Genomic DNA, 24,237 nt, shown 5'->3' on the forward strand with positions numbered 1-24,237 from the left:
GAAGATAGAGAGAACACCGCAATGCCAAACACAACAATACACCCTGCCGGCAGTAACCGGCCCGACAACAAGCTCGATGTCAACCAAACCATCGACAACGCCCGCTTTAACCGCTTTCACTGGCGGGTACTGCTACTTTGTGCACTGATTATTATCTTCGACGGCTACGATCTGGTGATATACGGTGTCGTGCTGCCGGTACTGATGCAGGAATGGCAGCTTACCCCAATGCAAGCCGGTGCCCTTGGCAGCTACGCATTGTTTGGCATGATGTTCGGCGCACTGTTTTTTGGTCCGCTGGCCGACAAAATTGGCCGCAAAAAAGCCATCGCCATCTGTGTGGTGCTATTTAGCGGCTTTACCTTTTTAAACGGCTTTGCCCGTGATGTGACTGAATTCGCCATTTGCCGCTTTATTGCTGGTTTAGGTATTGGCGGCGTGATGCCCAATGTGGTGGCGCTGATGAACGAATATGCGCCGAAGAAAATCCGCAGCACCCTGGTTGCTATTATGTTTAGCGGCTATTCGGTTGGTGGTATGTTGTCGGCTGGCCTCGGCATTTGGCTTTTGCCCAACTTTGGCTGGGAAGTTATGTTCTATCTTGCCGGCATTCCGCTGTTATTACTGCCGTTGATTATGCTGTTACTGCCTGAGTCGGTTGGCTTTTTAATTAAACGCGGCCGTCATAGCGAAGCGCGGCAAATGCTGCAAAAGGTAGAGCCGGCGTTGTCATTAACCACGCAATCCGAATTGCTTTTGGCCGACAATAAACCTGCTGGTAAACCGGTTAAAGAGCTATTTACCGACGGTCGTGCGCTGGGCACCCTGATGCTGTGGCTGGCGTTTTTCTGCTGCTTGCTGATGGTGTATGCGCTGGGTTCCTGGTTACCGAAGTTAATGGCCAATGCCGGCTATAGTCTGGGCTCCAGTTTAGCCTTCCTGCTGGTACTGAATTTTGGTGCCATCTTTGGTGCGGTCGGTGGCGGTGTACTGGGTGATAAACTAAATCTACCCAAGGTATTGGCGGTGTTTTTTGCTATTGCCGCGGTGTCTATTACCTTACTTGGCTTTAAACCACCGATGGTTGTGCTGTATTCACTGATTGCCATTGCCGGCGCCACCACCATTGGCAGTCAGATCCTGCTGTATGCCTGTGCCGCACAGTTCTATAACCTGAATATCCGTTCCACCGGTCTTGGCTGGGCGTCGGGAATTGGCCGTAACGGCGCCATAGTGGGTCCCTTGCTGGGCGGGTCTTTGCTGGCGATTAGCCTGCCATTACAACTGAACTTTATGGCCTTTGCCGTACCCGGCGTGATTGCATCTGTGGCGATGTCGGTGTTTGTATTAAGCCAGCGCAGGGGCAAGGCAGCACCGGCTTTTGTCTTACAAAAACAACGGGTATAAGCAATGCGAACTCTACTGCGGGATAGCTCAGTATCAGCGTTGGTGGCCGGTTTAATCGCGACCTTGATTTCCTATGCCGGCCCTTTGTTGATTATTTTTCAGGTTGCCGCTGTGGCGGAGTTACCCGCAGCCCTGCTGAGCTCCTGGATCTGGGCCATCTCGATTGGCAGTGGTGTACTGGGCATTGCCCTCAGTTATTACTACAAGGTGCCGGTGATTATCGCCTGGTCGGCGCCCGGCTCAGCGCTGCTATTAACACTGTTACCGGGATTAAGTTATGCCGAAGCCGTTGGCGCTTATCTGATGACCGCGTTGTTGCTACTGCTGCTGGGGCTAACCGGTGCCTTTGACCGGCTGCTAAAGCTGTTACCGCCGGCCATTACGGCAGCCATGTTGTGTGGCATCTTACTGCAGTTTGGCATGGCGGTATTTGGGGTATTGCCGCAAAACCCGCTACTGGTCTTGTTAATGTTACTGGCTTATCTGCTGGGGCGGCGCTTTTTAACGCGTTACGCCATCGTCCTGGTATTACTGACCGGGCTAACCATAGCATTGTGGCAGGGGCAGGTCGATACCAAGCTGATCAGCTGGCAGTTAGCCACAGTGGTGTGGACTACGCCGGTATTTAGCCTGCAGGCTTTGCTTAATGTGTCGGTGCCGCTATTGCTGGTGGCACTAAGCGGCCAGTTTATGCCGGGTATGGCAGTGCTACGACAAGCCGGTTACCCACTGGCCGCCAGCCCGCTGTTAACCCATAGTGCGCTGGGCAGTGCAGCGCTGGCGCCCTTTGGTTGTCATGGTTTAAACCTGGCCGCCATTACTGCGGCGATCTGCACTGGCAAAGATGCGCATCCGGATCCGGCCAGGCGCTATATCGCCGGTATCAGTGGTGGTGTGGCGTATCTGCTGCTGGGGATCTTTGGCGGCACCCTGGTGGCACTGTTTAGTGCTTTTCCCAGGGCTTTTATTGCGGCCTTGGCGGGGCTGGCGCTGTTTGGTGCTATTGCCGGCGCCTTGCACTCTGCCATGGCAGAGCCCAAAACCCGCGAAGCCGCCCTGATTACCTTGCTACTTACCAGCTCGGGCGTCAGCTTATTCGGTCTGGCTGCCGCCTTTTGGGGCCTAACCGCCGGCTTACTGACCCATGTTGTACTTACTTATAAACAGAACGAACTAACACCCTAATACTTTTTCGACAGGATTTTTTATGCGCAATGATATGTGTGGCGGCTTCGTGCGGCCTGAATTTAGCAAAACAAACCGCTCTAAAGCAGCTAAGTCTTTATCTTATATCGTTTTTAGTCTTGCAGCTGTTATTGCCAATACCGCACAGGCTGATGGGGAAATCACCCCAATGTGGCAGGAGAGCAAGCTTGATTTACAGCTAAGAAACTACTATTTCTCGCGTGAGTTTAGCGATCTTAAAAGTCCGGGGCCACGGCGCGCAACCGAATGGGCACAAGGGGCGGTGGCAAGCTTTAAATCCGGCTATAGTGCGACGCCGCTGCAGGTCGGTTTTGACGTGCATGCCTTCGCCGGCGTTAAGCTCGACAGCAGTCGCAGCAAAATTAACAGCGGTTTACTGGTATTGGACGACGATGGCACTGCCGCCGACAGCTACGGCCGGCTGGCCGGTACGCTAAAACTAAAGGCCGGCGGCACTGAGTTAAGAGTAGGGGAGTTGCTGCCGAATTTGCCGGTATTAACCTATAGCGATATCCGGTTATTACCGCCAACCTATCAGGGCGCCAGTTTGCATTCTGTGCTGAGCAGCAAGCTAACATTACAGGCTGGCTATCTGGAAAGTACTAGTCTGCGAAACCGCGCTGGGCGCGATAAATTACAGGCTATGCTGGGGCATGTGCCGCAGCGCCAGGTCAGCAGCGACAGCTTTCGCTATCTTGGCGCTGATTATCAGTTAACGGCGAACAGCCAGTGGCGGCTTTGGTATGCGCAGCTGGAAGATCTCTATCAGCAAGCCTATCTTAACTGGCAGCAGCAAATTGCACTGAATCAGCAGTTGCAGTTTAAAGCCAATCTTGGGGTGTTTTCGGCGCAGGAGCATGGCCGTGCACTATTAAACCAGCTGGATAACCAGGCCTTTTACGCGCTGTTTTCGCTAAAGCAGGGCGCACATACCGGCTATATGGGTTATCAGCAAATGCGCGGCGACAGCGCCTTCCCTCGGGTATTTGCCAATGTCAGTATTCTGGGTAACGAAGTACCAACTTTTGAATTTGCATCGGCCGGCGAAAAATCCTGGCAACTGCGTTACGACACCGACTTTAGCCACTTTGGCATACCGGGTTTAAGCAGCACCCTGCGCTATATTAAAAGTCATGGCGCCCGGGTGGGAACGGTAACTGATGGCGAGGCCTTTGAACGCGATCTCGATCTGGCTTACAGCGTGCAGCAAGGCGCATTAAAAGGCTTAAGCTTGCGGCTACGCAATGTCACGGCCCGCGCCAATTACCGCACCGATATCGACGAAAACCGCATTATTGTGCAGTACAACCTGACGTTTAACTAGGGCATAGTGATACCCGCAAAGCGTGCGCCCGCCAACTAACAAAGTTATCCACAGCACTCCGGTACCGGCCGGAGGTCTGAGCTCTTACCGGTACCGGAGACGTGTGGATAAGTTAGCTAAGGGCGAGGTAGAGCGTGCGGCCGCTTAACAGCAGGGTGATAGCCAGCACGCTAAAACCTAGCAGATTTTGCCGGCGGTTATTGCGATAGCGCCCCAGCGCTTTGGCATTGACCGCGACTAACAGACAGAGCGTAATAACCGGTAATAAAATGCCATTGGCAACCTGGGCAAACCAGATCACGCTTAGAGGTTTCAGCTCCATGCTGGATACCGTAATACCTATTAGCATCACCAGCAGCCAGGTCAGGCGAAACTGCTGCGGATTCAGTGCCAATAAACCTTGCAACGCATAGGCCGCCGCCAGTGGTGCCGTTAGCGCCGAAGATAAACCGGCCGCCAGTAAGCCCAGCGCCATCAGATAGCGCGCACTGGCACCAAACAGTGGTTCCAGCGACAGTGCCAGCTCACCGGCGTTACTAAGCGTCAGTCCTTTACCAAAAAATGCGCTAGCCGCCGTCGAGACTATTGCCAAAGTAATTAGGCCACCCAGCGGAATAGCAGTACGCAGATCGGCGGCAGACTCCGCCAGCGCCTGGGCTTTGTCGGTAGTTTGCCATTTACGGGCCGCACTGGCGGCATGTAAAAACAGTGAGTAGGGCACAACGGTAGTACCAACCAGCGCAATCACCGTTAACGTTGCGCCTTCCGGCAGTTGCGGTACTAAAAGTCCGCGCAGCATGGCCGACCATGCCGGTTGGGTTAGCAGCATGCTGCTGATAAAGGCCAGACTCATTAATAGCACCAGGCTAATTAACCAGCGCTCAATTAACTGATAGCGGCCTTGCCATAGGATCGCCGCAGCGATGGCGCCTAATAGCAAAGCCCAGGGATTCAGCTTGCTCTGCTCTGCCAGAGCAAGTCGCCAGGCGGTATCCCCCCAAATGGCTTCAGCACCCAGGCTGGCACCAGTCAGATTACCGCCCTGATAGGCACTGTTACCCAGGACAATAGCGGCAATAACCAGCAGATAAAGTAAGGCCCGCAGCAGCGGATGCTGCAGTTGCTGGCGCAAATTCTCACCCAGCCCCCGACCGGTTACGATGCCTAATCGTGCCGCCATCTCCTGCAAAATCAGCGTTGCCAACACCGAAAACAGCAAGGCCCACAGCAAAGCATAACCAAAGTTAGCACCGGCCAGTGATGCAGTAACTACGGTACCAGGCCCAATAAAAGCAGCGGTAACCAGGGTGGCAGGGCCAAAGCGAAAGACGGATGACATAGTTGTTGCTAAGCAGATAGTAGTTAACTCAAGACTTTACTGAAGCACTGGCAGCAGATCCAGTTAATTCGCTTTTCGTTGCCTGATAGCAGGTTTTCTGTTGGTTATTAAAATTATTTTTCACCTTAACGTTATGATTAATATCGATAATAAAAAAATATTCGATTTTTCTAAATTTTTTTTGGCCGAATTTATAAATCGTCACGTAACAACGGAAGCGTAAAGAAACGCAGACAAAACAGAGAGTGTTGTCATGACTAATATCAATCAGCTGGTGTTAAACCTAAGTGTAAAGAAAAAACTGCTCAGTGGCTTTGCCGTGGTACTGGCCATCTTATTAACCATCAGTGCCCTGAGTTTTCAGGCTTTGGGCGCTTTAAGTGAACGCTTTACGCTACTGAACAACGTGAAAAGCATTAGTTTGCTGATCTCCGATGCTCGGCAGCAGGAAAAGAACTTTATTCTGCGCGGTGAAGTACAGTATATCGACACGGCCATTGCCAATGTTGAGCAAAGCCTGCGTTTGTCTGACGCCGCTATTGCCGGCTTTAGTACGCCAGAAAGCATTACTCTGATGCAAACCCTGCAGCAACAGGCCCGCAGTTATCAGCAGGAACTGAGAAATTATCAACGACTTGAGCTGGAAAACCGGGCTCGTCAGCAACAGATGGAAGCCCAAGCGTATGCAGCCATCAGAAGTTTTGGCCAGTTGGAACAGGATTTTCGGGCTAAAGCTACTGCAGCAATCGAACGCCAGGGCAGTTCTGAAACCATTGAGGCACTTCGATATTCCCAATTAGCTGCCGATGCCAATCAAGCCTTGATGGAAGCGCGGCGCTTAGAGCGTAACTTTATTATTAGTAAAGATAATACAGTTTATCAGGCGTTAATGGCACAGCTTACTAAGCTAGAGCAAATTATCCCTCAGCTGCAGCAAAGTAGTAATGAGGCGATGATTCAACAGCTTTTAGCTGAGGTTAATCAGCAACTTGCTGCGTATCGCGCTGAATTCAGTAGCTTCCAACAGTTAGCAGTTCAGCTTAACACGTCTGAGCAACAACTTACTCAGCAAGCCAGAGCTGTGGTATCTGATGCGGATTTATCCCTGCAGCGGCAACTGGAGCGTTTAGCTATGGAAGAGCAACAGTTAAAAACGGTATTACTGGTGTCCAGTGCGCTGGCGCTGCTCTTCGGCATCGCTGCCGCCCTGATCATCACCCGTCTGATTGTAAAACCGCTACAGCAAGTGGTGGCCGTGGCAGATAAAATTGCTGACGGCGATTTAACTGCCGATTTGGTCCCCGATCGTAGCGATGAACTGGGACAGTTGATGCAGTCTATGCAGCGCATGACGTTAAGTTTACGGCAGCTGATTTTGCGCCTCTCGGCAGGAATAACGCAATTGGCCAGTTCAACTGAAGAAATGGCGGTGATTTCGCAGCAAACCAGTAGTGGTGTGGCACAACAAAAATTGGAAACCATGCAGGTCGCCACCGCGATGAATGAAATGACCGCTACGGTGCAGGATGTGGCCCGCAGTGCCGAGGAAGCCTCAACTGCAGCTACTCACTCAGCCGAACAGGCAGAGTTTAGTAACCGTATTTTGGATCGCACTATGAGCGGCATTAAAAATCTGGCGCAGGAAGTCAGTGACACGGCGGTATCCATTGCCGAATTGCAGCAAGAAGCCGCCAGTATCGGCGAAATTGTTAGCGTAATTTCGGGTATTACCGAGCAAACCAACTTATTGGCACTGAATGCGGCCATAGAGGCGGCGCGGGCAGGTGAAGCCGGGCGCGGGTTTTCTGTTGTGGCCGATGAAGTGCGGCAACTGGCCAACCGGGCACAGCAGTCTACTACCAAAATCAGTGAAGTGATTAAGCGTTTACAGCAAAAAACCGAACAGGCAGTACAGGCGATGCAGGCCAATGCCGGCATGGCGAATGAGGTATTTAAATCGACGGATGATGCCACTGAGGCTATCGAACTGATTATTAGTAATATCAAGAATATTCAAGCGATGAATCAACAAATTGCTGCTGCAGCCCTGCAGCAAAGTACGGTAGCAGAAGAGATTAACCGCAGTTTGACCAATATTCAGGTAGTAACAGAGCAGTCTTCGGTCGCGATTGAAGAAACCGCCAAAACCAGCAGTGCGCTCAGTCAGCTTGGACTGGAACAACAGCAACTGGCCAATCAGTTCCGGTTATCTGCTGCCTGAGAGAGCTGGCAGCAGGAGCTGCCGGCTGCACCTGGAGGGTGCCATGCTAGAAAAATATTCACAGTTAACTCCTGGCGCTTTCTTTATTCTGGAACGGGATAAAGTAGGAGATTACCGGCTGCCCTCGGCCAGTGAGAGTATCTACCGGATCACGGGTTACAGCGCTAAGACGTTAAAACGTAAGCCACACCTGTTTTTTGTTAATGTACACCCGGATGATATTTTGCAGTTACAGCAACAAATTCAGTTATCGGGCAGAGAATTACAGCAGTTGTATGTCAAGTGCCGGTTTTTGCACGCGGCCGGACATTGGGTTTGGTTAAGTATTAAAGCCGCACCGCAATATTTAAACTCAGGGGTGCGCTGGTGTGGTTTTACCTATGTGGTGAACCCTCACGCTTAATTTTATCCCGCCAAATCGCCAGTTGGCAGGATTTTGCTGCTGGCGCAATTCTCCCTGTGCTAGGGTAAGCACTGCAAAATAACCAGAATAAGTGCTTGCTATGAAAAGACTTCAATACTCTATTAGCCGTGTCGCCCTGGCACTGGCAGTCTCGTTTTCCCTTGTTTCCTGTAGTCAGCTTGGAACGACAACTAACACGGCGCAGCTGCAGCCAAGCGCCGTGACTATTGCGGCCAGTAGCGCCGATGTGACTCATCTTAAACCGTTAAGCCTGAGCGACATTATGCAGTTTCGCGAGATCAAAGAGCGTGCGGTTAGCGGTGATCAGCAGTGGCTGCTTTATACGGCTGAGCCGGATTTTGGCGACAGTACCGGCTATGTGCGGCATTTACTCAGCGAGCGCGAGTTTAGTATTGAGCGCGCAGATCGTGGCCAGCTCAATCAAAGCGGCAGTTTTGCGCTGTTTCGCCAGCAGGCGCCGCTGTTAGCGCGTGAACAAGCTAAAAACGATAAGGCTAAACGTGATGCCCTAGCGCAGAACGCGGTATTAGTTAATACCACGACTGGCGAGCAGCGGGTATTTACCAATATCGAACGCTTTAGCTTTACCGGTGCCGGGAACTATGCCCTGTTACTGGCGCGCAAAGCCGATAGCAAAGACAGTAGCCAATTGCTCCAACTGCTGGATTTACAAAGCGATACGGTGAGCGATTTAGGGCAGGTGACAGAGTTTGCTACCGCCAAAGACTCGGACTTAATCGCCCTGGTCGTTGAGCAAGCAGGCGTTGAGCAAGCCGCCACTAAGCAAACCACAACAGACAAAGCGGCAAAAAACACCAAACCAAGCCAGCAGGTGTTAGTTTATTTCCCTGCCGAGCAGCGCAGCCTGACACTTACTGAAGCTAACGCCGACATCAAACAGCAATTGCGTTTTAGCCCGGATGGCCAGCAACTGGTATTTTTTAGCGCCGCTAAAGCCGAAAAAGGCCAGGAGAGTGCGCAGCAACTTTGGCATTGGTCGGCTAAAACTTTAACAAGCAGCAATCAAAACCCGGCCCGGCCATTAGCTGTAGCACAAGATGGCTGGCTGTTAAGTGATAAGCAGGCACCGGAGTGGCGTGAGGATAGCCGGGCGGTACTGTTAGGTTTTCGGCCGCTCGTCGCGCCGGCAGAAGCTGCGGCGGCACTGGAAACGGACGAGCAACTGTTTGATTTAGCCCGCCTGGCCGCTGGGCGAAAACTGCAGGTGTGGCATGGTCAGGATCCGCGGATTATCCCGCAGCAAAAAGCGGAGTATCAGCAAGCACAGCGCCGCACCGCTCCGGCTTTGCTCTGGTTGGATAATAGCAGTGTGGATAACAGTAGCCTGGCAAGCAGCGCCACACCACGACTGGTAGCGCTAAGTGCCGATATCGAAGATCGGCTGTACCCGTCGCAAAACCCGCAGGCGGCGCTGCTCAGCAATGGCCGTCCTTATCTGCAGCAACTGACCTGGCAGGGCCGGTTACATGATATCTGGCATGTTAATTTGCATACCGGACAGCGGCAGCAGGTCTTTGCCGGCAACCCATCTTACGAGCGTGCGCACCTCTCACCCTCTGGCCGTTATGCGCTGTATCAGCAGCAGGGCAAACTCTGGTTATTCGATAGCAGCGATGGCAGCAAACGTCAGTTGGCAGCGGATATCAAGGTATCCTGGGTTGATGAAATGCACGATCGGCCCGAGCCTGCCGCAGCTTACGGCGTAGCCGGCTGGCTAGCCGATGAGTCGGCGGTACTGGTTTATGATCGCTTTGATATCTGGCAACTGGGCCTGAATGGCGACAACCGTAATCTGACGGTAAATGGCCGCGACACGCACTGGCGTTACCGCTTTGAACAAACCGATGCCAAAGCGCAGGCGATTGCCGTGAATAGCAAGCTGCTATTACGCGGTTTTAACGAGCAGAGCAAACAGAGCGGCTTTTATCAGCTGAATTTGGCAACGGGTGAACGACAAACCCTGATCAGCGGCAATAAGCGCTACGATTTTGTTGAAGCGCTGGAACAGCAGAATGCCTACCTGTTTACCGAGCAGAGCTTTCGCCAGTTTCCGGATCTTAAACTGGCGAAGCCTGATTTTAGCGAGCCAACGCAGCTAACTAATGTTAATCCGCAGCAGCGCCATTTCGTCTGGGGCGACAGCCATCTGATTGACTGGTTTACCGCCGATGGCGAGCGGCTGCAAGGCGTGGTATTAACACCGGATGGGTATGACCCAGCTAAGCGCTATCCGGTGCTGGTGTATTACTACGAGCAATTCTCTGACCGTTTGTTTAGCTATAACCAGATGCGGGTTAATCACCGGCCGAACTTCCCGTTTTATTTAGGTCAGGATTATGTGGTGTTTTTACCGGATATCCGTTTCCGCGAAGGCGCGCCCGGGCCAAGCGCCACAGAGTCCTTACTGCCGGCGCTTGACCGTTTAATTGAACTGGGGATTGCCGATCCTAAGGCCATTGGTTTGCATGGCCATAGCTGGTCTGGTTATCAAACGGCTTTTGTGATCACCGAAACCGATCGTTTTGCCGCTGCTGTCGCTGGCGCGCCGGTAGCGAATATGACCAGTGCCTATAGCGGTATTCGCTGGCAAACCGGCCTGGCGCGGCAGTTTCAGTATGAAACCGGCCAAAGCCGAATTGGCGAGTCGATGTTCGACAATCTCAAACCTTATATTGATAATTCCCCGGTGTTTTTTGCCGATAAGATCAACACGCCGCTGTTGATCCAATTTGGTGATAAAGACGGTGCTGTGCCGTGGGAGCAGGGGATCGAGCTGTATTTAGCGCTGCGCCGGCTGCAAAAAGAGGTGGTGATGCTGCAATACGAGGGCGAAGATCACCATCTGGCGGACTTTGCCAACAAGGTGGATTACAGCATGAAAATGCTGGAGTTTTTTAATCACTACCTAAAAGGCGAACCGGCACCACTGTGGTGGCAGCAAGGGCAGCCGTATAAGCGCAATGACTAAGCGTTAACTCGCTACAGACTGTCTGCAGTATCGCCGCAGACAGTCTGTAACGTGATCGGATTGCGTTTACTACAGTAACTGCGGATTGCGCTGCCAGATACTAAAAGTGAGCAAGGTCGCAAAACTTACCCAGAGTAAATAAGGAAGCAGCAGCCAGCAGGCCAAACGACTATGTTTATAAAAGCTTCGCATTGTGGCGATAATCGCCAGCCATAACAGAATAATTTCTAAAAACGCTACCGCACCCAGATACCAGGCAAAAAACAACCAGCTCCAGAGTGCATTCAGGCCAAGCTGCAACATATAAAGCTGTAGCGAGCGGCTGGTGCTGTGCAATGCAGCGCTGCGCCATACCAGCCAGGCAGCAACCGCCATCATGCCGTATAGCGAGGTCCAAACCGGGCCAAACAGCCAGCCCGGCGGTGCCCAGGCTGGCAAGCTAAGTTCCCGGTAGAACTGCGGCGCATTTAACGAGCCAATACTGCCAACCGCCGCAGCGCAAAAGGTTACAACTATAATCAACAGCAGCGCCAATCCCTGTTGGCGCTTGGTGTAAACCGAAACAGGCATGCTGCTTTCCTTAAATCGTTTATTGGCGTTAGATACGGCGGTGGTTAATAGCAGATCATTTAATCTTTATTTTCAATATTTATACAATAAGCTTTGACATCCCGATTTAAACCTATACACTGGCATTGCTTAATTAGTTTGTTCATTATTTATGCAAACCTTGAATGTTACTGCCGTTTAGTACCCTTTCCTGTATTCATAAGTTTAAACATCTCTTGCAGCACTATCGCCTCATCGCAGGCAACTTTAATTAATTGATACAGGTAACTCTTATGTCTACTCCAACTACCGGCACCGTAAAATGGTTTAACGAAGCTAAAGGCTTTGGTTTTATTGAACAAGCGTCAGGCCCTGACGTTTTTGCTCATTTCAGCGAAATTTTAAGCAGCGGTTTTAAATCACTGCAAGAAGGCCAACGGGTGCAATTTACCGTAACGGCCGGCCAAAAAGGCCCACAAGCATCAAAAATTTCTGTGATGTAAGGCTTAACCGCCTGCTCTGAGCCAGTAAGTTTTTTTGGCAAGGAACTACACGACAAAACCACTGCATCGCAGTGGTTTTTTGCTTTCAATCTAAAGTCATTATTAATTGCGGAGCGGACGTTATTCCGGCAGGAATAAGCTACACTGGTGCAACTTTACCACAGGAGCTGTTACTGATGTCTGAAGCAATGCCTGATTCGCCGCTAACGCAGCCGACTTATTTTATCCCACATGGTGCCGGCCCCTGTTTCTTTATGAACTGGAACCCAGCCAATACCTGGCAGCAGATGGCGGCGTTTTTACGCGGTATCGAGTCTGATTTACCGGCACCGCCAAAAGCCATTCTGCTGATTTCGGCACACTGGCAGGATGATGTCTTTGCACTGACCGCTGCGGCCAAACCCGATTTAATTTACGACTATTTTGGTTTTCCGGAGTCGACTTATCAGCTGACTTATCCGGCACCCGGCGCACCTGAGCTGGCGGCGGCGATTGCCGAACGGATTAGCGCAGCGGGTTTACCCAGCCGGCTGGAGCAGAGCCGCGGTTTTGACCATGGCGTTTTTATCCCGTTAAAACTGATGTTTGCTCAGGCAGAGGTCCCGGTAGTGCAGCTGTCACTGCAACGCGGCCTGGATGCCTCAGCGCATCTTCAGCTGGGCGCGGCATTAGCGGCGCTGCGAGAGCAGGGCGTACTAATCGTTGGCAGTGGCATGAGCTTTCATAATATGCGTGGCTATGGCGATCCCCGCTATACCGCGCCCTCAGAGATCTTTGATAGCTGGTTAACCGATGCCGTGCAGGCCGAGCCGGCAACACGCTATGCCTTGTTGCAGCAGTGGCAAACGGCACCCCATGCCATAGATTGCCATCCACGCGGGGCCGAAGAGCATTTGCTGCCGCTAATGGTTGTTGCCGGAGCCGCCTGCGCGGCAAACGGCCGTAAAGTGTATTCAGAAAATGTGCTGCGCACCCAGTTGTCAGCATTTCGGTTTGGTTAGAATGACGAGCAAAGTTGGCTAGATCACAAGCAGGCAACGACAGTGTTGAAACGTTGCATCATTTAGTACTTTTGCCATGACTTGTTGTAGTTTGCAGGTTAGAGTTTGTTTCAGTAGCTGCTTCGGGAAGACGAGGGGACCTCAGACAGGGCTTCGTAGTTAAAGTGTACCAGCAGTAAAAACAAAAACAGCACCATAAGGTGCTGTTTTTGTTAGGAATTTGGTGCGTCCTAGTGGACTCGAACCACCGACCCCCACCATGTCAAGGTGGTGCTCTAACCAGCTGAGCTAAGGACGCAAATGTTGTCGCTGACAACGGGCGCTATGTTATTGCGCGCCTTGCACTTTGGCAAGTGTTTTTCAGTACCAGCGTTGTGTTTGCCTGAAAATTAGCCGGTCAGTCCTACCGGACACAGTTGGTTCAGTTGTTGGTACCAGCCAACGTGCTGTAGTAGCTGTTGTTGCAGTTCTGTGGCCGGTTGCTGATAGCGTTGCTGCAACACCGGTAACAGGGGGCTGTCCTGGTAAAGCTCGGCGATTAATGGCCAGCTTTGCTGCTGATAGCGGTTAAGCTCAGCGAGGTACGCCTGTACCTCGCCGATAAAGTATTTACGAAATACCGTGGTTAAAATGGTGAGTTGTTCGCTTTGGCCGCGTGGGCACAGGCTGGCGGGTGCCAGGCTAAGTAGCGGCGGGTTAACCGCATTAAACCAGCTATTGGCGTAGCGCAGACTAAATTGCAGCTGCGGGAAGAAGTCGGAGCGGTACAAGCTGGCCAGCGCGGCTTCGGGATCGATGCGGCTGGCGCTATACCAATCTTCGCGGGCGATAGCTTGTTTTAGCTCCAGTAATTGCTGCAGTGCGCCCAGGCTGGCGGTAAAACCGTTGTCGCTACCCGGTATCAGTGCCTTGTTGCTACCGAGCCAGGTTTTACGCAAAGTATCATCGGTTTGCAGCATATTACTCAGGGCAATACCGATAGTTTGTTGTTTTTGCTGGTAAACCTGCGACAGTTGGCTTTTTAGCGGCTCCTCCCACGCTTCAGTCAGGCAAAGCTCAAGCGTGGCCAGAAAGCGCAGTTCATAATGCAGGCGTTTGCTGGCAGTAAAAACTTTACCCAGGCTGCTGTTACGCTCGGCGATTAGCTGATCCAGGCCGCAGCGGCGGGTGGCAAAGGCATCAAGCAGATCAATCCGCAGATCCGGCAAGGGTTGTTGCAGTGCCGACTTGGCCGGTAATGCAGCCGCAGCCGGCAACTGAGGTTTAGTGCTATCCAGCTCCAGCACCCGGTTTAACCGCTGCTGATAGTCGCGCAGCGTTGCCACGCCGGCACTGTCGCTGCAACCGCTTAACAGCAGCGCTAAAACTAAAAGATTAAGCAGCAGTACCTGTTTTAAAAGCATGCTCTATCCTGTTGATCTGTTTGCGCAGCACTATCGCAAGGGCGATAGCGGCACAGGTAAGGCCAATAATAATGCCGGTCCAGAAGCCAAACACACCCATCGGTTTCACCAGCCAGTTGGTTAAACCTAATACGGCACCCAAACCAAAACCGATTGGCCAGTACGAGATTAAGGTAATAAAAAACACCGGCTTGGTAATTTTCATACCGCGTAGCGCGCAGGCCGCAACCACCTGCACCGCATCGGAGAACTGATAAATCGCCGCCAGAATTAACAGCGAACTGGCCAGCGCAATAACTGCCGGATCCGGCGAGTACAACGCCGCAACATAACCTCTGAATAGCAGTGTAAAGATTACCGTCAGCAACGACATCGCTACCGATAACACTATCGCCGTACTAATCGCTTTTTTCAGTGCCATCACATTTTGTTGTCCGACCAAATGGCCTACCCGGATGGTAGTTGCCAGCCCCAAACTCAGCGGCAGCATAAAGACAATAGCACTGTAGTTATGTGCCACCTGATGGCCGGCGACCACGATGGGCCCCAGGTGCACTATCACCAGTGGAATACAGGCAAACAGCGTCACTTCAAAGAAGATGGAAAACGCAATCGGCGTGCCGATGCGGATAATTTGCCATTGATCTTTTACGCTTAGCCACAGCTTTTCCGGCCAGTGGCGGTAGGGGCGGGTGCTGCGACTGGTACAGCCATAAACCAACATAGCAACAAACATTGCCAGGAAAACCAGGCTGGTTGCCACACCACAGCCAGCGCCACCCAAGGCCGGCATCCCCAGTTTACCGTAGATAAAAATATAGTTTGCCGGCACGTTAACCAAAATCCCGACAAAGGCAATCCACATGCTGGCTTTGGTATTACCCAGGCCTTCAAACAGATTGCGCATCACCATATAGCCGGCAGCGGGGAACAAGCCAAAACTCACGTAGAACAAATAATCGAGGGTTTTTTCCCGCAGCAGTGGGTCCATATTAAGCCGGGCGAGCGGCAGATCGGCAAATAGCATCACCACAAACAACACTGCCGCCAGCAACATCGCCAGATAAAGCCCTTGCAGCGTAAAATGGCTGATCGGTTTAGTCTGTTGGCTGCCATAATATTGCGCGATAATAGGTGTCAGAGCCAGCAGCAAGCCCTGCATGGTCAGCACCACTGGTAGCCATAAGCCCGAGGCTACGGCAATAGCGGCCATATCGGTCGCACTGACGCGGCCGGCCATAACGGTATCAACAAAATACATCAGGGTTTGGGTAAGCTGAGCTAATACTATCGGGCCAGACAGTTTTAAAATGGTTCTGGCTTCAAAGCGGGAAAAAGGTAACATGGGCGCCAATGTCGTTTTAAGCGTAAAAATGGGCGACTAATGTACCACAAATAGAGGTGTGAATGTTTACCGGAATAGTACAAACCAAGGCCGAGATCAGCCAAATTCGCGATTTAAACGGCATTCGCCGTTTAACGGTACAGGCGGGCGCGGCGCATTTACAGCAATTAACCCGCGGTGCCAGCATTGCCATTAATGGCGTCTGCTTAACCGCTACTGAGTTTGATGCCGCGGCCGGTTGGGTCTGTTTTGATGTGATTGCGGAAAGCCTGCAAAAAACCAATCTTGGCGATCTGGTGGTGGGCAGCTGGGTTAATCTGGAGCGCTCTTTGCGCTTTGGCGATGAGCTGGGCGGCCATATTGTCTCGGGTCATATTCAGGCGACTGCGACGCTTAGCGCCATTCACCGCGACGCGGACAATGTCGGCTTTGAGCTGAGTGTACCAGCCGAGCTGCTGCCTTATATCCAGCCGAAAGGCTTTATTGCGGTGGAAGGGTGCAGTTTAACGGTCGGTGAAGTGACGGCGCAGGGCTTTAGCCTTTATCTGATCCCAGAGACGCTGCAGATCACCAATTTAGGTACTAAGCAAGTTGGCGATAAACTGAATATCGAGTTAGATCAGCAAACAGTAACCATTATCCGCACCGTAGAGCGGCTGTTGGCTGAGCGCTTTGCCAAGGCAATAGACTAAGTTTTAGTAATATTGCTCATCATCAGCATCGACAAAAATCTGCACCCGATGTCGTAGTTCATCGATATGCACCCGGATATGCATCGGATTGCAGCAGTTGCTGCAATCCTCGGTGTAATCCTGGTCTTCATCGGTGGCTTCGACACTAATATCGGTTGAGTGTCCGCAGAACGGGCATTGGATACTGTGAAATATCGGCTGCATATTGGCCTCCCACTTAAGCTATCCGCTTACTGAAACAGCTGTTTAACCAGCTCCTGCGCCTGCAATAAATAACTGCCGCGAAATTGATTGGCGTGGTTTAGAACATGATACAAATTATAGAGATTTTTCCGCTCCTGGTGGCCGTCGCTAAGCGGGTAAACCGCCTGATAGCTTTGATAAAATGGTGCCGGGAAACGGGCGAATAAGGCGGTAAAGGCAAGATCGGCTTCCCGATCACCAAAATAGCAGGCCGGATCAAATACCACCGGCCCCTCGCTTAAAAAGCCAACATTCCCGCGCCATAGATCGCCATGCAGCAGGCTGGGCTGCGGCTTATGATGGGCGAGAATTTGCCGGCTGTGCTCAACCATTTTATCTATATTCCCCAGACCAAAGCCTTGTTCGGCTAACAGTTGTAGCTGCCAGCCTAAGCGCTGCTCGGAGAAAAAACTGCTCCAGTTACTTTGCCATTGATTGGGCTGCACGGTCAGACCAATAAAGTTATCCCAGTCAAAGCCAAACATTGCCTGATCGTGGCGGGCGTGCAGCGCGGCCAGCTGTTCGCCCAGTTGCTGCCAGCCGAGTTCAGTTTCAATTTGCAGCGGTAGGTATTCCAACACTAAAAAGGCTTTATCCAGCGTCTGACCCACACAAATCACCTGTGGAACCCGGATGGCGCCTTGCTGCGCCAGTTTTTGCAGCGACCATTGTTCATTTTCAAATTGCTCCAGTCGCTCGCGCTGGTTCAGTTTGACAAAAAACTGCCGCCCCTGGCCCTGAATATGCCAGGCCAGATTCACCGAGCCGCCATTAACTGAAGCCTTGTCGGTGATCTGAAAATCGATATCCAGCTCGCTGCTGATTTGCGCTGCAATACTCTGCCACATAGTCGCCTTCCTATTGTCTGCCTATTTTGAGTATGGCTGATTTAGCGCAAATTTCCTTGATCCCGCACAACGCAGCAGTCGTAAAAGTAAACTAATATACGTTGTATCCAACAGCGTTCGCTGTGCACTGGAGTCAGTTATGACCACCCTTAACCTGCGTTTCCGGCAACAGGCTTTTAAAATTGTTGCCGCCGTGAATCTATTGCTGTTTTTATTGGCACTGGTGTTTGCAATGTTGTTCGGTAGCTGGCTAAGTGCCTTGCTTATCGGTTTGCCGGCGTTAGTTGTGCCATATTTCTTGTATAAACTACTCGGTGATCACCTATTGGCGCGTGTCGGCTATGGCGTCAGCTTTATGTTGTTTGCGGCGCTACATATTCATCAGTCCTTTGGCTTAACCGAAATTCACTTTGGCATCTTTGTCCTACTGGCGATTTTGTTTGCGTTTCGGGATCAGTGGGTAATTATCGTTGCTGCGGCGGTGATTGCCGTGCATCACTTGCTGTTTATGTGGCTACAACAACAAAACGCCGGCGTGTATTTATTGCCGGAACAGTCCAATACCTTAGGTATCGTATTGATCCATGCCGCCTATGTGATTGTTGAGGCGGCGGTCTTAGTTGTGATGTGCCGGCAGGCGTTACGCGAGGCCAAGGTTGGACAAGCTTTATTTGACGCCACCGATGCGCTGTTAAATACCCAGGGGCAGGTAGTGTTAAATCAACGTGCCATGGAGCTGGATTCAAAGGTCGTTGCGGGTTTTAATAAGGTGCTGACGGTGTTACAGCAAACATTGCAAACCTTTAATCGTTCGGTACAGCAACTGGACACGCAGTCCGATAAGTTGGAGCTGGACGGTAAACAACTGGCAGCCGGGATGCAGCAAAAGTTGCGGGAAGTTGAGCGTATTGCCGCTGCTACGGAGCAAATGTCATACAGTATTGCGGACTTGCACAATATTGCGCAGCAGGTCGCAACGGCGGCAGGCTCTGCCGAGCAGGCCGCACTGTCAGGTCAGCAGGTAGTCAGTGCGACTATTGGCTCGGTACGGCAACTGGCGGTGCAACTGGCGCAAACCGGTGACAAGGTCAATGATATGGCGCAGGCCAGCACGGATATTCGCAAAGTATTGGATGTGATCCAGGCGATTGCAGAGCAAACTAATCTACTGGCGCTTAATGCCGCTATTGAAGCCGCCCGGGCTGGTGAGCAGGGGCGGGGCTTTGCGGTAGTCGCTGACGAAGTGCGGACATTGGCATCCAGAACTCAGGCATCGACGGTTGAGATTAAGCAGATTATTGAGCGCTTAGTCAGTTACAGTCAGCAGTCGGTTGACGTTGTGCAGCAAAGTGTTGGTCAGTTAAACGATACCCGGCAGCACGCAGAACAAAGTGACACCTTATTAACAGCAATCCTGACTGAAGCCCGTCAGGTTGCACAATCGGCAGTGACGATGTCGTCAGCGCTGCAGCAACAAAACAGTGCCAGTAATGAGGTCGCCGGCAGCGCACAGCAGTTAAAAGTGATGGCGCAGCAACAATCCACCCAAAGCGAAGCCGTTGCCGTATCGGCCAGTCAACTGGCCAAGGTGGCAACACTGCTGCAGCAGGAGACCGGTAAATTTATCGTCTAACTACGTTACTGTCGCCATTATCAGGGCGACAGCGCCTCTGGCTGGCCTGGTCGCTGTTTATCAGTTGGCTGTTATTAAGCAGTATTGCGTTATATCGCTTTGGTAACAGTCACTATGGTGTCTTTGACCCTGAGCTGCGATGGGCGGGGCGGACAGTGCCGCTGAGTTTAGCTGCGTTAAATATCGTCGCAGCCAGCGACCGCCAGCTGGTGCATGTGCTGGACAACCAGTGTGGCTGTTCACGGCTGGCACGTCAGCACCTGCAAGCACTGTCTGCTGAGCTGGAACAAAATGCTGTCGAACAGCATTTTCGCAGTGCAGCTGAGCTTGCCGCCGCCGGTTTTCATTTACCCGCTGTGCCGGCGCTGCTGGTGTTTCAGCACGGCAAGCTGCTTTATGCCGGCCCTTATGCCAGCGGACCACTGTGTAGTCCTGTCAATAGTTTCTTACCAGCACTCTTTTCCGGGCAAAGCCGTTTGCCCGGTACCTGGCTGAATGGCGAAACTAAGGCTTGCCGTTGTCTGGTCAGTTCCGGCACTTAATGATACTATGCCGCTGCGTTTTATTGCTTCAGCGCGCGACGTCGTGCAGATGGCTTTTCGTTTAAGCCATTAACTGCCCGGCAAGGCGCTGAATTTTCTCAACCCCACAAGTGACCCTTGGTATGGGCCACCACTGTTAAGGACTTATCATGCCAGTTATTACTCTGCCAGATGGCAGCCAGCGTGCCTTTGAGCAAGCTGTTTCCGTATTAGATGTCGCCAAAAATATCGGCCCGGGTTTAGCCAAAGCGACCATCGCGGGTAAGGTCAATGGTGAGCTGGTTGATGCTTGCGAGCTGATCACCCAGGACGCCAACCTAAGTATCGTCACCATCAAAGATCAGGAAGGCCTGGAAATTATGCGCCACTCCTGTGCCCACTTATTAGGCCATGCCATTAAGCAGCTGTGGCCCAATGTGAAGATGGCGATCGGCCCGGTGATTGAAAACGGCTTTTATTATGATGTCGATCTGGAGCAGCCGATCAGCAGCGATGATTTAGCGGCACTGGAAGCGCGGATGCTGGAACTGGCGAAAACTGAATACGATGTGGTAAAGCGTAAAGTCAGCTGGCAGGACGCCTGGGATACCTTTAATGCCCGCGGCGAAAGCTACAAAATGGAAATTCTGGAGCAGAATATCCCGCGTGATAGCCAGCCGGCACTGTATCACCACGAAGAATATACCGATATGTGTCGTGGCCCGCATGTACCCAATATGCGCTTTTGCCAACACTTTAAAATTATGAAAGTGGCCGGCGCCTACTGGCGTGGCGACTCGAAAAACAAAATGCTGCAGCGCATTTACGGCACTGCCTGGGCCGATAAGAAGCAGCTGGCGGCCTATTTAACTCAGTTGGAAGAAGCGGAAAAGCGCGATCACCGTAAAATCGGTAAGGCGCTCGGTTTATTCCACTGGCAGGAAGAAGCGCCGGGAATGGTGTTCTGGCACAACGACGGCTGGACCATCTTCCGTGAGCTGGAAACCTTCGTGCGCGAAAAGCTGGGTCAGTACGAGTACGATGAAGTAAAAGGCCCCTTTATGATGGACCGGGTGCTGTGGGAGAAATCCGGGCACTGGGAAAAGTATGCCGAAAATATGTTTACTACCCAGTCTGAGCACCGTGAGTACGCCATTAAGCCGATGAACTGCCCGGGCCATGTGCAGATCTTTAACCAGGGCTTAAAATCTTACCGTGATTTACCGCTTCGGATGGCGGAGTTTGGTTGCTGTCACCGTAATGAGCCATCAGGTGGCTTACATGGCCTGATGCGGGTGCGCGGTTTTACGCAGGACGATGCCCATATCTTCTGTACCGAAGAGCAGGTGCAGACTGAAGTGACCAAGTGTATCAAGATGGTATTTGATACTTACAGCACCTTTGGCTTTAAAAACATTAAGGTCAAGCTGTCGACCCGGCCAGCCCAGCGTATTGGTTCAGATGAAATCTGGGATCGCGCTGAGCAGGGCCTGATAGATGCCTTAAAAGCCAATGAGATTGCCTACGACCTGCAGCCAGGCGAAGGCGCTTTCTATGGCCCGAAAATCGAATTTACGTTGCACGACTGTTTAAACCGTGCCTGGCAGTGCGGCACTATCCAGCTGGATTTCGCCTTACCAGGCCGTTTAGGTGCCAGCTATGTGGCGGAAAGTGGTGAGCGGCAGGTGCCGGTCATGATCCACCGCGCGATTTTGGGTTCGCTGGAACGTTTTATCGGTATTCTGATTGAAGAATATGCCGGTTTCTTCCCAACCTGGTTAGCGCCAACCCAGGTGGTGGTGATGAATATTACCGATAATCAGGCCGAATATGTGCAACAATTGGTAAAAACTTTCAAATCTCAGGGCATAAGAGCAATAAGTGACTTGAGAAATGAGAAGATAGGCTTTAAAATTCGCGAGCACACGCTTAAGCGCGTCCCGTACCTGGTGGTAGTTGGTGACAAAGAAGTTGAAGCTGGCGATATCGCAGTCAGAACCCGCAAAGCAGAGGATCTGGGTAAGATGTCGGTGGCTGCTTTTGTTGAAAAACTGACCGCTGAAATTAAAAACCGGACCGCGAGCTAAGCAAACAGGAAACTTTTTCGGAGGAACATACTATTAAAGTAGGAAAGAAAACATTACCTTCAAACCGTCCTAACCGGATCAATGAAGAAATTAACGTACCAGAGGTACGCTTAATTGGTGTAGAAGGTGAACAGCTGGGTGTAGTCAGTATTGCTGAAGCCAATCGTCTGGCAGAAGAAAGCGGCGCCGATTTAGTAGAAATCAGCCCGACAGCTGAACCGCCAGTATGTAAGTTGATGGACTACGGTAAGTTCCTGTTCGAAAAAGGTAAAGCTCTGAAAGAGCAAAAGAAGAAGCAAAAACAGATCCAGATTAAGGAAATTAAATTCCGGCCTGGAACTGATGAAGGCGATTACCAGGTAAAACTACGCAACCTGCGTCGCTTCATTGAAGAGGGTGACAAAGCTAAAGTAACGCTGCGCTATCGTGGTCGTGAAATGGCGCATCAGGAAATCGGTATTGAGATGTTGACTCGAATTAAAGAGGATCTGTCTGATATCGCCATCTGCGAATCTTTCCCTTCACGGGTGGAAGGTCGTCAGATGATTATGATGCTGGCCCCAAATAAGAAGTAATAAGTGCCTGCAAGTGTAAGAAGCTGCGGCTTGCCGCAGTTTTTTAACGCCTTATTATTCGTTGTAATTTAACAATGCGAGTTTAAATACTATGCCTAAGATGAAAACCAATAAAGGTGCTGCGAAGCGTTTTAAAAAGACCGCTTCTGGTAGCTTTAAACGTAAGCAATCACACCTTCGCCACATTCTGACGAAGAAGTCTTCTAAGCGTAAGCGTCAGTTAGGTCCAAAAACCTTAGTCGCTAAAGTCGATGTTGCCGGCTTAGTCCGTTGCATGCCGTACGCATAAGTCATTAGGAGACAGAAATGCCAAGAGTTAAACGTGGTGTCACGGCGCACGCGCGCCATAAGAAGGTATTAAAGCAGGCTAAAGGTTACTACGGTGCCCGTAGCCGTGTTTACCGGGTTGCTTTCCAGGCCGTTATCAAAGCCGGCCAATATGCTTACCGTGACCGTCGTCAGCGTAAGCGTCAGTTCCGTCAACTGTGGATCGCGCGTATCAACGCAGCGTCACGGATGAACGGTTTATCTTACAGCCGTTTAATTGCAGGTCTGAAAAAGGCTTCAATTGAAATCGACCGTAAGATCCTGGCCGATATCGCTGTATATGACAAAGCGGCTTTCACTGCTATCGTAGCTAAAGCCAAACAAGCTTTAGTTTAATAGTGTGAAGCATAAAAAAACCACCGCAAGGTGGTTTTTTTATGCTCGTCTGTTGGTATCTGACCCCGAAAAGGTTCGGGGTCAGATACCCAAGGTTCAGTTAACCGCCGGGATCAGCTCCATAATCACCTGGTTATTGCGGAACAACTGCAGCTTATCGGCATTCACTTCAGCGCGATCGGCTTGTTGCAGCTTTTCGGTAAACTGTTGCTCGATAGTGCTGGCATCGGCACAGAATTTACGGGTACTGGCTAACTGCTGTACGGCGAAGGTATTGGCGCGTTGCTGGTAGCTGGCATTAAAGTTGTTGCAACCACTAAAGCCATACAACTTATCTTTTTCAAAAATCAGCCGTACATTCAATGAATGTGGCACATAACGATCGGCAATTTTTTCCGCCCGCCAGACAATACCCTGCAGATTTTTCATCGCGAATTGATTCGGGCAGGTCGCATTTGGCCAGAACTGCTCAAACTTATCGATAAAGAGTGTATCGGTGCCGTGCTGATCCGGCCCCTTACGGCCAACCAGACTGGCAATCACCGCTTTATTATTAAAGCGACTGTCCTGCTGATACAGGCGCATCATTGGCAAATGGTTTTGCGTATTGGCTACCGGTAAGCTTTCGCCGGTCTGACATTTGGTAAAGGTGGCCTGATTATTCTGCAGCAGGTATAAGCCAAGCATTGGTTGGCGGGTATCCAGCTTTTTCAGCGCATCCAGCCGGTTTAACTGATAGGCATCAGAGCGGGTAATAGGGCGGCCCGCCAGATCGGTCATCACTAATTGCCGGTTGGAGCGAAAGTGAAAGGATGGCAGATTAACCTGTTGATTAACCAGATGCAGGGTGCGGCGCTCTAATAACCAGGCACCACTGACCAGTTCCACCTGACCCCGTTCCAGATATTCCTGCCGCGCTTCAAAGCGGCCATCGCGGTACAGGTTAATATGATAGCTGATCCCCGGGCAGTCGGCACAGGGCAGCACACCTTCAAAGGTCATATCACTGTCGATAAAGATATGTTCGAAGTCGGTGGCCAGGGCTTCTGTGGTCGCGCTGTTTGCCACTTCATTCACATCTTCTACCTCTGCCGGCAGCGGAATCGCTGGCGTCGCCGGCTTAGTGGGGGCCGACAGCGTGGTGGGCTGATCAGCGCCAAAATGGGGAAGCTGACTACAGCCGGCTAGCAGCACAGCACTGGCAATAACGAGTTTTTTCATAATGACTCTTCGCTAAAAAATTCGGCGTATTATAACGCACCCC

General features: G+C 51.4%; 22 protein-coding genes and 1 tRNA gene. 15 read left to right on the top strand and 8 right to left on the bottom strand.

The annotated features are described in order from the left end of the window. Window positions 1-21: 21 nt before the first annotated feature. From H1D31_RS06680 to H1D31_RS06690, 3 genes are read left to right on the top strand one after another with little or no spacing between them, the layout of a single operon-like run. Window positions 22-1,407 carry an MFS transporter gene (locus H1D31_RS06680; protein WP_261257147.1) on the top strand — a complete coding sequence of 462 codons (1,386 nt, stop codon included), beginning with the start codon at window positions 22-24 and terminating at the stop codon, window positions 1,405-1,407. Between the two features lie 3 nt (window positions 1,408-1,410). Then, window positions 1,411-2,592 (top strand): benzoate/H(+) symporter BenE family transporter, encoded by a 1,182-nt coding sequence (locus H1D31_RS06685; protein ID WP_261257149.1) that lies wholly within the window; start codon window positions 1,411-1,413, stop codon window positions 2,590-2,592. A gap of 22 nt (window positions 2,593-2,614) precedes the next feature. Then, on the top strand, window positions 2,615-3,937 hold the full coding sequence (locus H1D31_RS06690; RefSeq protein ID WP_261257151.1) for an OprD family porin: 1,323 nt from the start codon (window positions 2,615-2,617) through the stop codon (window positions 3,935-3,937). Window positions 3,938-4,049: 112 nt separating this feature from the next. Here H1D31_RS06690 and H1D31_RS06695 read toward each other — a convergent pair whose 3' ends face one another. Further along, window positions 4,050-5,276 carry an Nramp family divalent metal transporter gene (locus H1D31_RS06695; RefSeq protein ID WP_261257152.1) on the bottom strand — a complete coding sequence of 409 codons (1,227 nt, stop codon included), beginning with the start codon at window positions 5,274-5,276 and terminating at the stop codon, window positions 4,050-4,052. Between the two features lie 253 nt (window positions 5,277-5,529). On the opposite strand from H1D31_RS06695, the gene H1D31_RS06700 reads away from it, so the two are divergent. The 3 genes from H1D31_RS06700 to H1D31_RS06710 all read left to right on the top strand — a co-directional run bounded on the left by H1D31_RS06700 (window position 5,530) and on the right by H1D31_RS06710 (window position 10,910). After that, complete coding sequence (locus H1D31_RS06700) at window positions 5,530-7,497, top strand: methyl-accepting chemotaxis protein (RefSeq protein ID WP_261257154.1); 1,968 nt, start codon at window positions 5,530-5,532, stop codon at window positions 7,495-7,497. A 43-nt stretch (window positions 7,498-7,540) separates the two neighbouring features. After that, window positions 7,541-7,900: a PAS domain-containing protein gene (locus H1D31_RS06705; protein ID WP_261257156.1), complete on the top strand. Its 360-nt coding sequence runs from the start codon at window positions 7,541-7,543 to the stop codon at window positions 7,898-7,900. 100 nt (window positions 7,901-8,000) lie between these two features. Beyond that, the gene (locus H1D31_RS06710; protein WP_261257158.1) at window positions 8,001-10,910 is read left to right on the top strand and encodes an alpha/beta hydrolase family protein; all 2,910 of its coding nucleotides are present in this window, start codon (window positions 8,001-8,003) and stop codon (window positions 10,908-10,910) included. A gap of 69 nt (window positions 10,911-10,979) precedes the next feature. Here H1D31_RS06710 and H1D31_RS06715 read toward each other — a convergent pair whose 3' ends face one another. Continuing rightward, window positions 10,980-11,480, bottom strand: a complete 501-nt coding sequence (locus tag H1D31_RS06715; protein ID WP_065954995.1) for a TspO/MBR family protein — start codon at window positions 11,478-11,480, stop codon at window positions 10,980-10,982. 272 nt (window positions 11,481-11,752) lie between these two features. Here H1D31_RS06715 and H1D31_RS06720 point away from each other — a divergent pair, with 272 nt between their 5' ends. Further along, a complete protein-coding gene (locus H1D31_RS06720) occupies window positions 11,753-11,962 on the top strand; it encodes a cold-shock protein (RefSeq protein ID WP_008983216.1) in 210 nt (69 codons plus the stop codon). A gap of 176 nt (window positions 11,963-12,138) precedes the next feature. Next, window positions 12,139-12,963 carry a DODA-type extradiol aromatic ring-opening family dioxygenase gene (locus tag H1D31_RS06725; protein ID WP_261257165.1) on the top strand — a complete coding sequence of 275 codons (825 nt, stop codon included), beginning with the start codon at window positions 12,139-12,141 and terminating at the stop codon, window positions 12,961-12,963. 221 nt (window positions 12,964-13,184) lie between these two features. On the opposite strand, the gene H1D31_RS06730 is transcribed toward H1D31_RS06725, so the two are convergent. The 3 genes from H1D31_RS06730 to H1D31_RS06740 form a co-directional block, all read right to left on the bottom strand. Continuing rightward, window positions 13,185-13,261 (bottom strand) — tRNA-Val (locus H1D31_RS06730). 91 nt (window positions 13,262-13,352) lie between these two features. After that, window positions 13,353-14,366: a DUF3080 domain-containing protein gene (locus H1D31_RS06735; RefSeq protein WP_261257166.1), complete on the bottom strand. Its 1,014-nt coding sequence runs from the start codon at window positions 14,364-14,366 to the stop codon at window positions 13,353-13,355. Continuing rightward, entirely contained in the window at window positions 14,338-15,711 is a 1,374-nt protein-coding gene (locus tag H1D31_RS06740; protein WP_261257168.1) for an MATE family efflux transporter, read from the bottom strand. The genes H1D31_RS06735 and H1D31_RS06740 overlap by 29 nt, the downstream gene beginning before the upstream one ends. Before the next feature lie 62 nt (window positions 15,712-15,773). On the opposite strand from H1D31_RS06740, the gene H1D31_RS06745 reads away from it, so the two are divergent. After that, on the top strand, window positions 15,774-16,403 hold the full coding sequence (locus tag H1D31_RS06745) for a riboflavin synthase subunit alpha (RefSeq protein ID WP_261257170.1): 630 nt from the start codon (window positions 15,774-15,776) through the stop codon (window positions 16,401-16,403). A 3-nt stretch (window positions 16,404-16,406) separates the two neighbouring features. On the opposite strand, the gene H1D31_RS06750 is transcribed toward H1D31_RS06745, so the two are convergent. Together H1D31_RS06750 and H1D31_RS06755 are read right to left on the bottom strand one after the other, a co-directional pair. Then, window positions 16,407-16,607 (bottom strand): CPXCG motif-containing cysteine-rich protein, encoded by a 201-nt coding sequence (locus H1D31_RS06750; RefSeq protein WP_008949442.1) that lies wholly within the window; start codon window positions 16,605-16,607, stop codon window positions 16,407-16,409. 26 nt (window positions 16,608-16,633) lie between these two features. After that, window positions 16,634-17,494 carry a fructosamine kinase family protein gene (locus tag H1D31_RS06755; protein WP_065955000.1) on the bottom strand — a complete coding sequence of 287 codons (861 nt, stop codon included), beginning with the start codon at window positions 17,492-17,494 and terminating at the stop codon, window positions 16,634-16,636. A gap of 139 nt (window positions 17,495-17,633) precedes the next feature. Between H1D31_RS06755 and H1D31_RS06760 the strand changes: the two genes are divergently transcribed. From H1D31_RS06760 to rplT, 6 genes are all read left to right on the top strand, one after another. Then, window positions 17,634-19,127 (top strand): methyl-accepting chemotaxis protein, encoded by a 1,494-nt coding sequence (locus H1D31_RS06760; RefSeq protein ID WP_008610182.1) that lies wholly within the window; start codon window positions 17,634-17,636, stop codon window positions 19,125-19,127. 155 nt (window positions 19,128-19,282) lie between these two features. After that, window positions 19,283-19,669 (top strand): DUF6436 domain-containing protein, encoded by a 387-nt coding sequence (locus tag H1D31_RS06765; RefSeq protein ID WP_261257174.1) that lies wholly within the window; start codon window positions 19,283-19,285, stop codon window positions 19,667-19,669. Window positions 19,670-19,818: 149 nt separating this feature from the next. Next, window positions 19,819-21,735 carry a threonine--tRNA ligase gene (gene thrS / locus H1D31_RS06770; RefSeq protein WP_261257177.1) on the top strand — a complete coding sequence of 639 codons (1,917 nt, stop codon included), beginning with the start codon at window positions 19,819-19,821 and terminating at the stop codon, window positions 21,733-21,735. A gap of 32 nt (window positions 21,736-21,767) precedes the next feature. Then, window positions 21,768-22,310 (top strand): translation initiation factor IF-3, encoded by a 543-nt coding sequence (infC, locus tag H1D31_RS06775; protein WP_083216217.1) that lies wholly within the window; start codon window positions 21,768-21,770, stop codon window positions 22,308-22,310. 91 nt (window positions 22,311-22,401) lie between these two features. Next, window positions 22,402-22,599, top strand: a complete 198-nt coding sequence (gene rpmI / locus H1D31_RS06780; protein WP_083216218.1) for a 50S ribosomal protein L35 — start codon at window positions 22,402-22,404, stop codon at window positions 22,597-22,599. A 17-nt stretch (window positions 22,600-22,616) separates the two neighbouring features. Further along, window positions 22,617-22,973 carry a 50S ribosomal protein L20 gene (gene rplT, locus H1D31_RS06785; protein WP_008949437.1) on the top strand — a complete coding sequence of 119 codons (357 nt, stop codon included), beginning with the start codon at window positions 22,617-22,619 and terminating at the stop codon, window positions 22,971-22,973. Between the two features lie 96 nt (window positions 22,974-23,069). Here rplT and H1D31_RS06790 read toward each other — a convergent pair whose 3' ends face one another. Then, the gene (locus H1D31_RS06790) at window positions 23,070-24,194 is read right to left on the bottom strand and encodes an META domain-containing protein (protein WP_065955002.1); all 1,125 of its coding nucleotides are present in this window, start codon (window positions 24,192-24,194) and stop codon (window positions 23,070-23,072) included. Window positions 24,195-24,237 lie beyond the last annotated feature (43 nt).

Origin of the sequence: Alishewanella sp. BS5-314 (assembly GCF_025377695.1) — a bacterium.
In the GTDB taxonomy this organism is placed as follows: domain Bacteria; phylum Pseudomonadota; class Gammaproteobacteria; order Enterobacterales; family Alteromonadaceae; genus Alishewanella; species Alishewanella aestuarii.